This is a genomic window from Streptomyces californicus (genome assembly GCF_000717645.1).
Taxonomy (GTDB): domain Bacteria; phylum Actinomycetota; class Actinomycetes; order Streptomycetales; family Streptomycetaceae; genus Streptomyces; species Streptomyces californicus.
The window spans coordinates 16,408-31,759 of sequence record NZ_JNZZ01000015.1; the positions used below are offsets into that span (position 1 = coordinate 16,408).

The following is a 15,352-nucleotide window of genomic DNA, read 5'->3' on the forward strand; positions in this document are numbered from 1 at the left end:
CTGTCGCGCCCGCGGCCCTGCGCCGCCCGGCCCGCCTCGTCGTGGTAGCCGCGCCGGTCTCCCCGGTCGCTTCCGCCTTCGCGTCGCTGCGGTGATCGCCGGGCTCGCCCGGTTTCTTCCGTTCTCGCCGTCCCCCGCTCCGCCGGCTTCCGGTCTGTCGTGGGCGTGGGCGCGGAATGCCCCGGCATGCCCACGCGTCACCCGTTCGACGCACTGCCGACACGCCCTCCGGTGTCGCTTCCTCCTCCCCCCCTGCCGACACGCCCTCCGGTGCCGCTCCCTCCTCCCCCTGCCGACACTGCCTCCGGTGTCGGCGCCACTCCCCCTGCCGTCCGCCCTCCTCCCCCGTGGAGTCCTCATGACCGTCAGCCATGCGCCGCCCCCGGCCACCCCGTCCGTCACCGTGGAGGAACCCCCGCCCCGTACGCCCCCCGACCTGGAGGCGGTCACCCCGGCGAACGTCCGCCGCTCGCGGCTGCCGGCGGCGCCGCGATGGGTGCGGCGCACGGTGGGTCCGCTGCTGCTGCTCGCGGTGTGGCAAGTGTCCAGCGCCACCGGGATCCTCCATCCCGACGTGCTCGCCTCGCCCGGGACCATCGCCCGTGCGGGCGCGGACCTCGTGGCCGACGGGACGCTGCCCTCCGCGATGGGGGTCTCCCTCCAGCGGGTGGTGGCGGGGCTCCTGCTCGGCGGGACGATCGGGACGGCCCTCGCGCTGGTGTCGGGACTGTCGCGGCTCGGCGAGGACCTGGTCGACGCGACCGTGCAGATGCTGCGCACCGTGCCATGGGTGGGGCTGATCCCGCTCTTCATCATCTGGCTCGGGATCGGCGAGGCGCCCAAGGTGGCCCTCATCGCCCTCGGGGTCGCCTTCCATCTGTATCTGAACGTCTACGCCGGCATTCGCGGTGTCGACGCGCAACTCATCGAAGCGGGAACGTCGTTGGGGCTCGGCCGGTGGGGGCTGGTGCGGCATGTGGTGCTGCCCGGCGCGCTGCCCGGGGCCATGACCGGTCTGCGGTACTCGCTGGCGACGGCCTGGCTCGCTCTCGTCTTCGGCGAGTCGATCAACGCCGACGCCGGCATCGGGTTCCTGATGAACCAGGCCCGCGAGTTCTTCCGGACCGACGTGATCGTCGTCTGTCTCGTCGTGTACGCCTTCCTCGGCCTCACCGCCGACGTCATCGTCCGGATCCTCGAAAGGCTGCTGCTGCAATGGCGACCGACCTTCACCGGCCAGTGAAGAACTCCCGTCCCCCGTCCGCCTCCCGCATCTCTGACGCCCCGGACACCGTGGTGCGCGTCGAGGGGCTCACCCGGTCGTTCGACGGGCACGCGGTCATCGACGACCTCGATCTCTCGCTCAGGGCAGGGGAGTTCACCGCGCTGCTCGGACGCAGCGGCTGCGGCAAGTCCACTCTGCTGCGGGTGCTGGCCGGGTTGGACCGGGAGATCTCGGGCACCGTCCTGGTCCCCCGCCGGCGCGCCGTGGCCTTCCAGGCCCCGCGGCTGATGCCCTGGAAGCGGGTCTGGCGCAACGTCCTGCTCGGGCTGCCCGGGAAGCCCGAACGCCCGGTGGCCGAGCGCGCGTTGGCGGAAGTGGGACTGGCCGGTCGGGCCGGGGCGTGGCCGAAGACCTTGTCCGGCGGCGAGGCCCAGCGCGCCTCGCTGGCCCGGGCCCTGGTGCGCGAGCCCGATCTGCTGCTGCTCGACGAGCCCTTCGGCGCGCTGGACGCCCTGACCCGCATCAAGGCCCAGCAGCTCGTGGCCGAGCTCTGGCAACGACGGGGGTGCGCGGTGCTGCTGGTCACCCATGACGTGGACGAGGCACTGCTGCTGGCCGACCGCGCCCTGGTGATGCGGGACGGGCGGATCGCGTACGACACGCCCGTCACACCGGCCCGGCCGCGCGGCGTCGACTCCCCCGGCTTCGCCGACCTGCGCGCCCGGCTGCTGACCGAACTGGGCGTCGAGAGCGCGGGCCGAGCCCACCACCGTACGGAGAACCCCGACGCCTCACCCGCGCCCGCCTAGCCCTCCACCCACCCCCGTCACGGAGACCCGTCGTGAAACGTCGCACGCTGCCCGCCCTGCTCCTCCCTCTCGCGCTGCTCCTCTCCGCGTGCGGCGGCGCCTCCTCCGCGAACCCGGGCGGGAACACCGACGGGAGAGGCAGCCTCACGCTCAACATCGGTGACCAGAAGGGTGGTTACGAGGCGATCCTGCGCGCCTCGGGAGAGCTCGACGACCTCGACTACCGCATCAAGTGGTCCACCTTCACCTCCGGGCCCCCTCTCCTGGAGGCCGTGAGCGCCGGCGCGGTGGACATCGGCGGGGTCGGCAACACGCCACCCGTCTTCGCCGCGGGGGCCGGCTCGAACATCGCCGTCGTCGGCGCGACACACGGCTCGCCGGCCGGCGAGGTCATCGTCGTTCCCGAGGACTCCCCGCTGCGGAAGCCCTCCCAGCTCAAGGGGAAGTCCATCGCCGTGGCCCAGGGCAGTTCGGCCCACTTCCAACTGGTCGCCTCGCTCGGGAAGGCCGGGCTCGGCATCGGGGACGTCAAGCTGAACTACCTCCAACCCGCCGACGCACTGGCCGCGTTCAGCCGGGGCAAGGTCGATGCCTGGGCGATCTGGGACCCGTACACCTCACAGGTCCTGCGCACGGCGGACGCCCGGGTCCTCACGACCGGTGAGGGCGTCGTCAACGGGCTCGGCTTCCAGGTCGCCTCGCCCTCCTCGCTCAAGGACGCGAAGAAGTCCGCGGCCATCGGCGACCTGCTGGTCCGGCTGGAACGCGCCCAGAAGTGGGTCTTCGAGCACCCGGAGGAGTGGGCGAAGGTCTGGGCGAAGGAGACCGGGCTCCCCTACGAGGTGGCGCTGGACGCCGTGAAGCTCAGTTACGGCACCCGTGTCCCGGTCGCGATCGACGCCGCCGCCATCGCCTCCGAGCAGGAGATCGCCGACACCTTCGCCGAACTGAAGCTGATTCCCCGGCGGTTCGACTTCGAGGACTACGTCGACACCCGGTTCAACCGCGACCTCCCCCCTTCCTCCACCGTACCGCGCTCCTACGGAAAGGCATCCTCGTGAACGTCCATCTGCACTGGTTCCTGCCCACCGGCGGCGACGGCAGGACCCTCGTCGACCGGCACGCGTACACCGACGGCGGCATCAGGCGCGACCGGATCACCCCGGTGAGCGGAGTACGCGCACCGGACATCGAGTACCTGGCCCAGATCGCCAAGGCTGCCGAGCAGTTGGGCTTCGAGGCGGTGCTGACGCCCACCGGCACCTGGTGCGAGGACGCCTGGCTGACCACGGTGGCGCTCGCCCAGCACACCGAGCGGCTGAAGTTCCTGGTCGCGTTCCGGCCGGGGGTCATATCCCCCGTGCTCGCCGCCCAGATGGCCGCCACGTACCAGCGGATCACCCGGGGGCGGCTGCTGCTCAACGTGGTGACCGGGGGCGACTCGACCGAACAGCGCCGGTTCGGGGACCACTTGGACCACGACCGGCGGTACGCCCGCACGGCGGAGTTCCTTTCGGTGGTGCGGGGGGCCTGGAGCGGGCGGCCGTACGACTTCGACGGCGAGCACTACCGGGTGGAGGGCGGGCTGACCGCGCTGCCGCCGGACCCGTTGCCGGAGATCTTCTTCGGCGGGTCGTCGGCGGCGGCCGGACCGGTCGCCGCCGCGCACGCCGATGTCTACCTGACGTGGGGCGAGCCGCCGTCGGCCGTGAAGGAGAAGATCGACTGGATTCGCGGCCTCGCGGAGGAGCGCGGGCGCACGGTCCGGTTCGGCATCCGGCTGCACACCATCTCCCGGGACTCGTCGGCCGAGGCGTGGGCCACGGCCGACCGGCTGCTGGGCGACCTCGATCCGGAGACGATCGCGGCGGCGCAGCAGGCGCTGGGGAAGAGCGAGTCGGTCGGACAGCAGCGGATGCTGGCGCTGCACGGCGGTTCGCGGGACAAACTGGAGATCGCGCCGAACCTCTGGGCGGGCGTCGGTCTGGTGCGCGGTGGGGCCGGGACGGCGCTGGTGGGCAGGCACGCGGAGGTCGCGGACCGGATCGAGGAGTACCACGCGCTGGGCGTGGAGCATTTCGTGCTCTCCGGGTACCCGCATTTGGAGGAGGCGTACTGGTTCGGCGAGGGCGTCACCCCCGAGTTGTCGCGCCGCGGTCTGCTGCCGACCGTGCCCGCCTCGCCGCTGCTGGGCTCGAACGCCTCCGAGCCCCGCCCCGCCACTGCTCCGGGCGGGGCGCCCCTGCTGGTCGCCGGCGGTCGCTGAGCCCCTCCAGCCGCTCCTCGGGTGCCCGGGAAGATCCCGAGCACCCGAGGAGTTAGTAGAAGCGTGAACATTTCTGGGGTGCGCGAGCTGGACGTGGTCGTCATCGGCGCGGGTCAGGCGGGGCTGTCCGCCGCTCACCATCTGCGCCGTGCCGGGCTGGAGCCGGACCGCGACTTCGTGGTCCTGGACCACGCGCCCCGGCCGGGCGGCGCGTGGCAGTTCCGCTGGCCCTCGCTGACGTACGGCAAGGTCCACGGGATGCACGCGCTGCCGGGCATGGAGCTGACCGGAGCCGACCCCGACCGCCCCTCGTCGGAGGTGATCGGGGCGTACTTCGCCGCGTACGAGGACCGCTTCGGCCTGCGGGTCCACCGGCCCGTGGAGGTGAGCGCCGTACGGGAGGGGAGCGGCGGCCGGCTCCGGGTGGAGACCTCCGAGGGGGTGTACGCCCCGCGCGCCCTGATCAACGCGACCGGCACCTGGGACCGGCCGTTCTGGCCGCGCTACCCGGGCCAGGAGACGTTCCGGGGGCGGCAGTTGCACACGGCGGACTATCCGGGGCCCGAGGAGTTCGCCGGGCAGCGCGTCGTCGTGGTCGGGGGTGGCGCCTCCGGTACGCAGCATCTGATGGAGATCGCCGAGTTCGCCGCCGACACCTTCTGGGTGACGCGCGGCGAACCGGTCTTCCGCGAGGGACCGTTCACCGAGGAGTGGGGCCGGGCGGCCGTGGCGATGGTGGAGGAGCGGGTACGCAACGGGCTGCCGCCCAAGAGCGTGGTCAGCGTGACGGGGCTGCCGATGACCGACGCGGTGCGCCGGGCCAGGGAACAGGGGGTGCTGGACCGGCTGCCGATGTTCGACCGGATCACGCCGACCGGTGTCGCCTGGGACGACGGCAGGGCCGTCGAGGCGGACGTGATCCTCTGGGCGACCGGGTTCCGGCCCGCCGTGGACCACCTCGCGCCGCTGAAGTTGCGGGAGGCGGGCGGCGGCATCCGGGCCGAGGACACGCGGGCCGTACGCGACGGGCGCGTCCATCTCGTCGGGTACGGCCCCTCCGCGAGCACCATCGGCGCCAATCGTGCGGGCCGCACGGCCGTCCGGTCGGTGATGCGCCTGCTCGATGCGACCGACGCTGGGAGGCCGGAGCAGCCGGAGCAGCCGGAGCGGCCGAAGCATCCGGAGGAGCCGGGCGGAACAGCCGGTGGCGAGCAGGCGAACCGGGCGGCCGGGCGGGCCGTGACGGCCTCGGTCGCGGGGAGGGGCTGACCGCGGCGGTCGCGGGGGTCTGGCGGCCGTGGCCCCGGGTTCAGTCCGGAGAGGCCCCCGGCGGAGGACGGCGGCGGCCCGGGTCGGCCCGGGACCGTCCCGGACCGCGGACATCCGCCACGGGCCGCAGGCGTCCGGCCCGGCCCGCAGGCGTCCGCCCCGGCCCGCAGGGGTCCGTCAGTCGCTGCCCCCGGTGCCGCGGCTGCGGTTGAACTCCTCCACGTTCTTCTGCTGTTCGGCGTAGTCGTCGGTGAACCGGGTGTCGCCGGGGCCGACCGTGACGAAGTAGAGCCACGGACCCGGCGTGGGGCTGACCGCCGCGCGCAGCGCCTCCTCCCCCGGGTTGCCGATCGGCGTCGGCGGCAGGCCCTTGACCCGATAGCTGTTGTACGGGCTGTCCAGCCGCGTGTCGGTGGTCGTCGTGTCCAGGGTGGAGCGCTTGAGGGCGTAGTTGATGGTGGAGTCCATCTGCAGCGGCATGTCCTTGAGCAGCCGGTTGTAGACGACACGGGCCACCTTGCCCATGTCGGAGGCGGTGTCGGCCTCGGCCTGGACGATGCTGGCGATCGTGACCGTGTCGTAGACGGAGACGTTGTTGCGCTGGGATCCCGCCGTGACATGTCCGGCTCCGAACCGCTTGTGGGCGGTGTCGGCCATGTAGCGCAGGAGACCGGCGGGCTCGGTCCCGGCGTCGAGCGGGTACGTGGCCGGGAAGAGGTAGCCCTCCGGGTTGCCCTCGGCCTGGGCGGGCAGCTTCAGGTCCACCGTGGACGCGGCCTTCCGGGTGCTGCCGGACGCGAGGCCCAGGGCCCGGTCGACGGACGCGTACACCTCCGAGGCACGGCGGCCCTCGGGGATCAGCAGCGTCTTGTGCGGCTGGTCCCTCTCCTGCCGCTGTTCGTCGGATCCGAGCAGGGACAACGGGATCAGCACGGCGGCCGACACGAGGAGCAGTAGGCCGACGACCAGAACGATCTTTCCGCGGCGGGTCGGACGGAGTCGGCGGTGGGGGCGTGCGTCCGGGGACTCGTTCACCATGCCGGGCACGTTAGCCCGGGGTGTGAGCCGCCGCCGGTAGCCCGGCCAGGGCGTCGGTCCAGGCGACACGAACGCCGTAGCGGACCTCCGGAACACGCGGTTCCTGGAACACGCGACTACGGGAACACGGGGCCCTGGAACATATGACCCCTGGAACATCCGAACAAGGGAGCGGGTGTTCGCTGGAACGCATGATCGTCAGCGGATTCGTTGCTCATCACCCATCCGTGACGTGATGATTGCAGAGCGCAGTCAACGGGCTGCAGACCGCTTCTGCGCAGTCCCACAGATGCACCACGCACAAGGAGATAGACCAGATGAACTTCCTGACCAACCTGCTGGCCGGCGTCGTCCACTTCGTGGGTTGGCTCGTCTGACCATCGCTCCACCCGGCGCCGCCGCTCCCCGTCCCAGGGAGCGGCGGCGCCGCCGTGTGTGCGGGCCCGACCGGGTGCGCTGCCGTACGAGCCGGCCGCCGGATCAGGTGGGGGGTGCGACCGGTCCGGTGAAGGGCGGCAGCGCGGCGAACCCCGGTTCGACCGTCACCGCCGCGGCGAGGGCGTCGAGCGTGCGGCGGACCCGGGTGAGCGGATGGTCCGGGAAGTCCGCGTCCCACTGGACGTGGTCCGCCGCGTGGAAGGGAAGCCCGCCCTGGAGCTCGGGGGCGTAGGGGTGCGGACGGAAGTACTGGTCGGGCCCGAGCCTGGCCATCACCACGGCTTCCCGCATACCGGTCATGCCCCGCTCGGCGGCCTGGATCTTCACCACGGTGCTGCATCCGGCGCGCGGCACGGTGAAGCTGCCGATGAACGCCTGCCCGCTGGGCTGGTTCGGCAGGGGCAGTTTGAGTATCTGGCGCAGGGCGGGCAACTCCCCCAGTGGCTTCACCGACGCCTCGATGAGGCCCCCGCCGGCCCGCGCGGTGAAGTGGGCGAGCCGGTGGCGGAGGGTGGGGCCGTCGTCCAGTGCGGCCGGGAGATCCGGCGGCAGATCGAAGAAGTGGAGCGACAGGACGTCGCCGTGGTCGTTCAGCCAGGTGTCGGTGTCCACGGTCCGGTAGCCGGGGAGTTCTGCCCCGAGGAGAGCTCTCATGGGCGGTGATCCTGCCGGACGCGAGCCGTGCCGCCGACCTCAGGGGCACCCGCCCCTCCGGGCTCGGGGTCCGTCACGCGTCGAGCGCGGAGTGCCGTTCGCGCCTCGGGACACCGTGTGCGCCTCTCAGGGCTCCGGGAAGTTCGCCCGTCCGGGCGCGGAGGCCTGCCGTGCGTCCGGGCGCGGAGGCCGTTCGTACGTCCCGGCGCGGGTCCCCGGAAGGCCCGGGGCCCGGTCCGGCCCGGTGTTCTCAGGGGGCCGGGGCCGGCACGGGGTGGGAGTCGCGTCGGATCAGTGCGGCGTAGCGGCCGTCGCGGGCGAGCAGGTCCTCGTGCGTGCCGCGCTCGGCGATCCGGCCGCCCTCCAGGACCACGATCTGGTCCGCGTCGCGGACGGTGGACAGTCGGTGCGCGATGGTGAGCGTGGTCCGTCCGGCGGACAGGGCGTCGATCGCTTCCTGCACGGCGTGTTCCGTACGGGTGTCGAGCGCGCTGGTCGCCTCGTCGAGGATCAGCACCGGAGGGTCGCGCAGGATCGTGCGGGCGATGGCGAGGCGCTGCTTCTCGCCGCCGGAGAAGCGGTGACCCCGCTCGCCGACCAGGGTGTCGTAGCCGTCGGGCAGGGAGGCGATGTGGTCGTGGATCTGTGCGGCGCGGGCCGCGGTCTCGATCTCCTCGGCGGTGGCGTCCGGCTTGGCGAACCGCAGGTTGTCCGCGACCGAGGCGTGGAAAAGGTAAGTCTCCTGCGAGACGACGCCGACCGCTCGGGCCAGGGTGTCGAAGTCCAGGTCGCGGACGTCCACGCCGTCGAGGGTGACCCGGCCGCCGGTGACGTCGTACAGGCGGGGCACGAGGTGGCTCAGGGTGGACTTGCCGGAGCCGGTGGAGCCGACCACCGCCAGGCCGCTGCCCGCGGGAACGGTCAGGTCGATGCCCGTCAGCGTCGGCCCGTTCTTCTCGTCGTAGCTGAAGTCGACGCCCTCGAACGCGATCTCGCCGCGGATCTTCTCCAGGCGGACCGGGTGCTCCGGTTCGGTGATGTCCACCGTGAGGTCGAGGTATTCGAAGATCCGCTGGAAGAGCGCGAGGGAGGTCTGCATCTGCACCCCGGTGGAGAGCAGGCTGACCGCCGGGCGGAACAGCCCCTGCTGGAGGGTGACGAAGGCGACCAGGGTGCCGATGGAGACGGCGGCGGCTCCGGAGGCGAAGGTGAGCCCGGCCGCCCAGTAGATGGCGGCGGGCATGGCGGCCATGACGATGCCGATCGTGGACATCCGCCAGCGGCCGGCCATGTTGGAGCGCACCTCCAGGTCGACCAGGCGCTCGGACTCCTCGGCGAAGCTCCGCGTGAGGGAGTCGGAGCGGCCCATGGTGCGGCCGAGGAGGATGCCGCTGACCGAGAGGGACTCGGTGACCGTGGCGGCCATGGCGGCCATCTGCTTCTGGCGCTGGGTGGTGATCTTCTTGCGCTCCCGGCCGACCCGGCGGCTGATCGCGACGAAGACCGGCAGCAGGAGCAGCGAGACGACGGTGAGCCGCCAGTCGAGGGCGAGCATGGCGACGACGGTGGCGACGACGGCCGTGAGGTTGGAGACCAGCGAGGTCGCGGTGGAGGTGACGGTGGCCTGCATGCCGCCGATGTCGTTGGCGATGCGCGACTGGACCTCGCCGGTGCGGGTGCGGGTGAAGAAGGCGAGCGGCATCCGCTGGAGCCGGTCGTAGACGGCGGTGCGCAGGTCGTGCATGACGCGCTGGCCGACGGTGGTCGAGATCAGGGTCTGGAGCACACCGAAGACGCTGGTCATCACGGCGGTGAGGATCATGCCGAGGGCGAGCAGGGTCAGCAGACCCGTACGCCCCTGCGGGATGGCGGTGTCCAGGATCTCGCGCAGCAGGAACGGGGAGGCGACCGAGACCAGGGAGGACGCGCCGACCAGCAGGCCGACGAGGGCCAGGCGGGCTCGGTAGGGGTGGAAGAGGCGGAGGATGCGGCGCACCTCGCCCGGCTGCCGGTCGGTGACGGAGCGGGCGTCGGGCGGGGGTGTCCAGGGTGGGGTGTCGGGTTTCATGGGCTCCTTCGTGGTGCGCGAGGCGATGGGTCCGGCCGGGCCGACCGGGGGCGGGCCGGGCAGGTGACCGGACCGCCGGAGCCGGGCGGGGCGGCCCCTCCGACTTCTCTCGATCGAGAGCATAGCTCACTGTTACCTATACTCACAATGAACGAGGTCCTGATATTGTTCCCGTATGGACGCCCCCGATTCCTCCGGCCCGGCCGGCTCTCCCGCGTCACCCGGTCGCGCGCCGCGCCGCCGCCCCGGTGACTCCGGTCCTCCGGACACCGACGGCCTGCTCGCCGAGCAGTTGCTGCGCCTGACCCGGCGGCTGCACCGGATCCAGAGCCGCCAGCTGGAGCCGATCGGCATCACCCCCGCCCAGTTCCGGCTGCTGCGGACGGTCGCGAGCTACGAAGCGGCGCCCCGGATGGCCGACCTGGCGCAGCGGCTGGACGTCGTGCCGCGCGCCGTGACCACGCTGGTCGACGCCCTGGAGGCGAGCGGCCGGGTGCGCCGCGCCCCGGACCCCGACAGCCGGCGGGTCGTCCGGATCGAGATCACCGACGAGGGGCACGCCACCCTGCGGTCGCTGCGCAGCGCGCGCCGGGCGGCCGCGGAGGAGATCCTGGCACCATTGACCGCCGATCAGCGCGCGGTGCTCGGCGGTCTGCTGTCCGCCCTGGTCGACGGGATGCCGGAGCGCCACTGCTGAGCAGCGCGTCAGCCCCGCCCGCCGACCGCCGAGCACCGCACCGCACCGCACCACACCGAGGGAAGGCCGATCACATGCCGCTGCTGGAGCCCGACCCGGAAGCCCTGCGCCCGGGAACGCCCCGTCGGCCCGCCCCCGACCGGGTCACCGACTCCAGCGCCGGGGGCACCCCGGAGCCGCTGCGGAGCGAACTGACGGCGCTGCTCGGCGCGGACAAGGTGCTCTGGAAGATCTCGGATCTCGTGCGGTACGCGTCCGACGCCAGCCCCTACCGCTTCCTCCCCCGGGTCGTGCTGCTCCCCGAGGACCTCGACGACGTCTCCGCGATCCTCTCCTACGCCCACGGCAAGGGCCGCGACGTGGTCTTCCGGGCCGCCGGCACCAGCCTCAACGGCCAGGCGCAGGGCGAGGACATCCTCGTCGACGTACGCCGCCACTGGACCGGGATCGAGGTGCTGGACGGCGGGGCGCGCGCCCGTATCGGACCGGGTACGACGGTGCTGCGCGCCAACACCACCCTCGCCCGGTACGGCAGGCTGCTGGGCCCCGATCCGGCCAGCGCCATCGCCTGCACCGTCGGCGGAGTCGTCGCCAACAACGCCTCCGGCATGACGGCCGGGACCACCCGCAACTCCTACCGGACGCTCGCTTCGCTCACCTTCGTACTGCCGAGCGGCACGGTCGTCGACACCGCCGATCCGGCCGCCGACGAGGAGCTGCGCCGCGCCGAGCCGGAGCTGTGCGCGGCGCTGCTGGAGCTGAAGGCGGAGATCGAGGCGGACGCGGAGCTGACCGCCCGCATCCGCGCGAAGTACACGATCAAGAACACCAACGGCTACCGCCTGGACGCCTTCCTCGACGGGGCGACCCCGGTGGAGATCCTGCGGGGGCTGATGGTCGGCTCCGAGGGCACCTTCGGTTTCATCGCCGAGACCGTCTTCGACACCCTGCCGCTGGAACGGCGGGTCTCCAGCGCGCTGCTGTTCTTCCCCTCCCTCACCGCCGCCGCGGCCGCCGTCCCCGGGTTCACCGAGGCGGGGGCCATCGCGGTGGAGCTGATGGACGGCAACACCCTGCGGGCCTCCGTCAGCGTGCCGGGCGTTCCGGCGGACTGGGCCGCGCTGCCCCGGGAGACGACCTCGCTGCTGGTGGAGTTCCGGGCGTCCGACGAGGCGGGCCAGGAGGCCCACGAGAGGGCGGCCGAGGCGGCTCTGGCCGGTCTCGACCTGGTCCGCCCCGCCGCGTCCGTGACCAACGCCTTCACCCGCGACGCCGGGGCGATCGCCGGGTACTGGAAGGCCCGCAAGGCGTTCGTCACAGCGGTCGGCGGGTCCCGGCCCTCGGGCACCACGCTGATCACGGAGGACTTCGCGGTGCCGCCGGCGCGGCTGGCCGACGCCTGCGAGGCGCTGCTGGAGCTCCAGTCGCGCCACGGCTTCGACGCGGCCGTGGCCGGGCACGCGGCGCACGGCAATCTGCACTTCCTGCTGGCGTTCGACGCGGCGAAGCCGCAGGACGTGACGCGGTACGACGCGTTCATGCAGGAGTTCTGCGCGCTCGTGGTGGACCGGTTCGACGGGTCGCTCAAGGCGGAGCACGCCACCGGCCGCAACGTCGCGCCGTTCCTGGAGCGGGAGTGGGGGCCGCGCGCCACGGAGCTGATGTGGCGGACCAAGCAGGCCATCGACCCGGCCGGGGTGCTCGCGCCGCGCATCGTCCTGGACCGGGACCCCCGGGCCCATCTGCGGGGGCTCAAGACCATCCCGAAGGTGGAGGCGGTCGCCGACCCGTGCATCGAGTGCGGATTCTGCGAACCGACCTGCCCCAGCGAGGACCTGACGACCACGCCCCGCCAACGGATCGTGCTGCGCCGGGAGATGATGCGCCAGACCGACGGATCGCCGGTGGAGTCCGGTCTGCTGGACGCGTACGGCTACGACGCCGTGGACACCTGCGCCGGCGACTCCACCTGCAAGCTCGCCTGTCCGGTCGGCATCGACACCGGGGCGATGATGAAGGACTTCCGGCACCGCAGGCACACGCCGCGCGAGGAGCGGATCGCCGCGCTGACCGCGCGGAACTTCCGTGCGGTGGAGGCGTCCGCGCGGCTCGCCGTCGGGGTCGCCGACGCGCTCGGGAAGCGGGTGGGCGACGCCCCGCTCCAGGCGGTGACGCGCCTCGCCCGCAAGGCCGTGCGCCCCGATCTCGTACCGGAGTGGCTGCCGCAGATCCCCGGCGCGGCGGCCCGTCGCCTGCCCGCCACCTCGCGGGCCGGGGCGAGCGCGGTCTACTACCCGGCCTGCGTGAACCGCATCTTCGCCGGGCCGGACGGTGGCGGGGCCGACGCCGGGCTCTCCCTGGCGGAGGCGGTGGTCGCCGTGTCCGCGCGGGCCGGGAAGCCGGTGTGGATCCCCGAGGACGTCGCGGGGACGTGCTGCGCGACGATCTGGCACTCCAAGGGGTACGACGCGGGCAACAGGATCATGGCGAACCGCATCGTGGAGGCCGCCTGGGGCTGGACGGCCGGAGGAAGGCTTCCGCTGGTCGTGGACGCGTCCTCGTGCACGCTCGGCATCGCCGACGAGGTGGTGCCCTACCTCACCGAGGACAACCGGGCGCTGCACGGCGAACTGACCGTCGTGGACTCGCTGGTGTGGGCGGCCGACGAGCTGCTTCCGAAGCTGACGGTGTTCCGGACCGCCGCGTCCGCCGTCGTCCACCAGACCTGCTCGATGGAACACCTGGGCGACGTGGGGCAGTTGCGCGCGGTCGCCGAGGCGTGTGCCGACGAGGTCGTGGTGCCGGACGACGCGGGGTGCTGCGCGTTCGCGGGCGACCGGGGCATGCTGCACAAGGAGTTGACGGACTCGGCGACCGCGAAGGAGGCGGCCGAGGTGGACCGCCGGTCCTACGACGCCTATCTGTCGGCGAACCGGATGTGCGAGATCGGCATGGAACGGGCCACCGGGCACCCCTACCGCTCGGCGCTGATCGAGCTGGAACACGCCACCCGGCCGACCGTCCGGTGACCCCCTGACCGCGATCGGCAACACCCCTGCCGACGTGCACAGATGAGCGTTCGACGGCCTCGATTGGTTCAACCGGTCGGGGCCGTCGGCGCGCCGTGAGAAAAGTCCAAGGTTTGAGGACGAGAGTCCAAATCCTTCCCTTGCGCACCATCAGCCTCAGCCTCCAGGGTCCTTACCGAGACCCGGTCCCCCGCCCGCCGTCCGTACGGGGAGGGACCGGCCGCACTCGCGCACGTCTGAACCCCCAACCCCACCTGGAGGCTCGATGAACGACGACGCCCGGCCCGCACCGGAACCGCAGGACTTCCCCCCGCACAGCGGCGCGGCCGACGAGGCGGAGCGGCGGGATCCCAGCCGCCGTTCGGTGCTGTGGACCACCGCGGGAGTGGCCGGGGCCGGGCTCGGCCTCGGCGCACTGGGCACGGGCACCGCCTCCGCCGCGACGACGGCCCCCGAGGCGATGGCGGCCGCCGAGGCGGTGGCCGCCGCTCCCGCCCGGCAGGGCCGCACGATGGCGGGCGTCCGCTTCGACCGCCGCTCCACGGTCCGGGTCGGCATCGTGGGCCTCGGCAACCGGGGCGGCAGCATGATCGACCTGTTCCTCGCGGTACCGGGCGTGCAGGTGAAGGCGGTCTGCGACCCCGTCCGGGACAAGGCGGAGAAGGCCGCCGCGAAGGTGACGGCGGCCGGCCAGCCCGCGCCCACCGTCTACGCCAAGGGCGACCACGACTACGAGAACCTCTGCAAGCGCGGGGACATCGACTTCGTCTACGTGGCGACGCCCTGGGAGCTGCACTTCCCGATGGCGAGGACGGCGATGCTCAACGGGAAGCACGTCGGCGTGGAGTGTCCTATCGCGATGCGGCTGGAGGAGCTCTGGCAGCTCGTCGACCTCTCCGAGCGGACCCGGCGGCACTGCATGCAGTTGGAGAACTGCTGCTACGGCAAGAACGAGATGCGAGTGCTGCGCATGGCGCACGCGGGTCTCTTCGGCGATCTGCTGCACGGTGCGGGCGCCTACAACCACGATCTGCGCGGTCTGATGTTCGACCCCGACTACTACGAGGGGCCCTGGCGGCGGCTGTGGCACACCCGGCTGCGCGGTGACCTGTACCCCAACCACGGGTTCGGGCCGGTCGCCAACTACATGGACGTCAACCGGGGCGACCGGGCCGTGAGCATCACGAGCATCGGCACGCCGGCCCTGGGGCTCGCCGAGTACCGCAAGGAGCACATGCCGCCCGGCGACCCGAGCTGGAAGGAGTCGTACATCGGGGCCGACCGGACGATCAGCCTCGTCCAGACGGCCAAGGGCCGGGTGATCCGGCTGGAGCACGACGTGTCGACCCCGCACCCCTACTCCCGTATCAACAGCCTCGGCGGAACGCGGGGCGTGTTCGAGGACTACCCGGAGCGGATCTACCTGGAGCCCACGAACACCGACGACCGGTGGGACGACTTCAAGAAGTACGCCGAATGGGACCACTGGCTCTGGAAGGAGCACGCGAACCCGCCGGGCGGCCACGGCGGAATGGACTACATGATGGTCTTCCGGCTGATGCAGTGCATGCGGCTGGGCCTGGTCCCCGACTTCGACGTGTACGACGCGGCGACCTGGACGGCCCCCGTGCCGCTGAGCCACCTCTCCATCAAGGCCAAGGGCGCGCCGCTGCCGATCCCGGACTTCACCCGGGGCGAGTGGAGGAAGGCCCGTTCCGGAATGGACTCGGAGAAGCCCGAGGAGTGACGTCGCCCGGGCCCCCGCGCCGGCCGGGCGCGGGGGCCCGCGGGGGTGCGGAGTGGGCCGGAAAACCGGTTGCCCCGGACCTTGCAGAACAGGGAGCCTTGCACGTCACCCC

Annotated in this window: 11 protein-coding genes; 8 read left to right on the top strand and 3 right to left on the bottom strand. The window is 72.5% G+C overall.

The features are described 5' to 3' along the window. Positions 1-358: 358 nt before the first annotated feature. The 5 genes from IF19_RS0119750 (at position 359) to IF19_RS0119770 (ending at position 5,569) form a co-directional block, all read left to right on the top strand. A complete protein-coding gene (locus IF19_RS0119750) occupies positions 359-1,243 on the top strand; it encodes an ABC transporter permease (protein WP_030121003.1) in 885 nt (294 codons plus the stop codon). Then, the gene (locus IF19_RS0119755; RefSeq protein WP_050493877.1) at positions 1,216-2,034 is read left to right on the top strand and encodes an ABC transporter ATP-binding protein; all 819 of its coding nucleotides are present in this window, start codon (positions 1,216-1,218) and stop codon (positions 2,032-2,034) included. Before IF19_RS0119750 ends, IF19_RS0119755 begins: the two co-directional genes overlap by 28 nt. A gap of 32 nt (positions 2,035-2,066) precedes the next feature. Then, the gene (locus IF19_RS0119760; RefSeq protein ID WP_030118889.1) at positions 2,067-3,095 is read left to right on the top strand and encodes an ABC transporter substrate-binding protein; all 1,029 of its coding nucleotides are present in this window, start codon (positions 2,067-2,069) and stop codon (positions 3,093-3,095) included. Beyond that, the gene (locus tag IF19_RS0119765; protein WP_030118888.1) at positions 3,092-4,300 is read left to right on the top strand and encodes an LLM class flavin-dependent oxidoreductase; all 1,209 of its coding nucleotides are present in this window, start codon (positions 3,092-3,094) and stop codon (positions 4,298-4,300) included. The genes IF19_RS0119760 and IF19_RS0119765 overlap by 4 nt, the downstream gene beginning before the upstream one ends. A 63-nt stretch (positions 4,301-4,363) precedes the next feature. Then, on the top strand, positions 4,364-5,569 hold the full coding sequence (locus IF19_RS0119770; protein ID WP_030118887.1) for an NAD(P)-binding domain-containing protein: 1,206 nt from the start codon (positions 4,364-4,366) through the stop codon (positions 5,567-5,569). Positions 5,570-5,746: 177 nt separating this feature from the next. On the opposite strand, the gene mltG is transcribed toward IF19_RS0119770, so the two are convergent. The 3 genes from mltG to IF19_RS0119790 all read right to left on the bottom strand — a co-directional run bounded on the left by mltG (position 5,747) and on the right by IF19_RS0119790 (position 9,767). Continuing rightward, a complete protein-coding gene (gene mltG / locus IF19_RS0119775; RefSeq protein ID WP_030118886.1) occupies positions 5,747-6,607 on the bottom strand; it encodes an endolytic transglycosylase MltG in 861 nt (286 codons plus the stop codon). A 480-nt stretch (positions 6,608-7,087) separates the two neighbouring features. After that, positions 7,088-7,699 carry a hypothetical protein gene (locus tag IF19_RS0119785; protein WP_030118885.1) on the bottom strand — a complete coding sequence of 204 codons (612 nt, stop codon included), beginning with the start codon at positions 7,697-7,699 and terminating at the stop codon, positions 7,088-7,090. A gap of 250 nt (positions 7,700-7,949) precedes the next feature. After that, a complete protein-coding gene (locus tag IF19_RS0119790) occupies positions 7,950-9,767 on the bottom strand; it encodes an ABC transporter ATP-binding protein (RefSeq protein ID WP_030118884.1) in 1,818 nt (605 codons plus the stop codon). A 175-nt stretch (positions 9,768-9,942) separates the two neighbouring features. On the opposite strand from IF19_RS0119790, the gene IF19_RS0119795 reads away from it, so the two are divergent. The 3 genes from IF19_RS0119795 to IF19_RS0119805 all read left to right on the top strand — a co-directional run bounded on the left by IF19_RS0119795 (position 9,943) and on the right by IF19_RS0119805 (position 15,240). Continuing rightward, entirely contained in the window at positions 9,943-10,464 is a 522-nt protein-coding gene (locus IF19_RS0119795; protein ID WP_030118883.1) for a MarR family winged helix-turn-helix transcriptional regulator, read from the top strand. Positions 10,465-10,538: 74 nt separating this feature from the next. After that, positions 10,539-13,493 (top strand): FAD-binding and (Fe-S)-binding domain-containing protein, encoded by a 2,955-nt coding sequence (locus IF19_RS0119800; protein WP_030118882.1) that lies wholly within the window; start codon positions 10,539-10,541, stop codon positions 13,491-13,493. Between the two features lie 265 nt (positions 13,494-13,758). Continuing rightward, complete coding sequence (locus IF19_RS0119805; protein ID WP_030194639.1) at positions 13,759-15,240, top strand: Gfo/Idh/MocA family protein; 1,482 nt, start codon at positions 13,759-13,761, stop codon at positions 15,238-15,240. Positions 15,241-15,352: the final 112 nt, after the last annotated feature.

Coding starts and splice junctions, on each gene's coding strand:
- IF19_RS0119750 (WP_030121003.1), top strand. CDS start 359: ATGACCGTCAGCCATGCGCCGCCCCCGGCCACCCCGTCCGTCACCGTG.
- IF19_RS0119755 (WP_050493877.1), top strand. CDS start 1,216: ATGGCGACCGACCTTCACCGGCCAGTGAAGAACTCCCGTCCCCCGTCC.
- mltG (WP_030118886.1), bottom strand. CDS start 6,607: ATGGTGAACGAGTCCCCGGACGCACGCCCCCACCGCCGACTCCGTCCG.
- IF19_RS0119785 (WP_030118885.1), bottom strand. CDS start 7,699: ATGAGAGCTCTCCTCGGGGCAGAACTCCCCGGCTACCGGACCGTGGAC.
- IF19_RS0119790 (WP_030118884.1), bottom strand. CDS start 9,767: ATGAAACCCGACACCCCACCCTGGACACCCCCGCCCGACGCCCGCTCC.
- IF19_RS0119795 (WP_030118883.1), top strand. CDS start 9,943: ATGGACGCCCCCGATTCCTCCGGCCCGGCCGGCTCTCCCGCGTCACCC.
- IF19_RS0119800 (WP_030118882.1), top strand. CDS start 10,539: ATGCCGCTGCTGGAGCCCGACCCGGAAGCCCTGCGCCCGGGAACGCCC.
- IF19_RS0119805 (WP_030194639.1), top strand. CDS start 13,759: ATGAACGACGACGCCCGGCCCGCACCGGAACCGCAGGACTTCCCCCCG.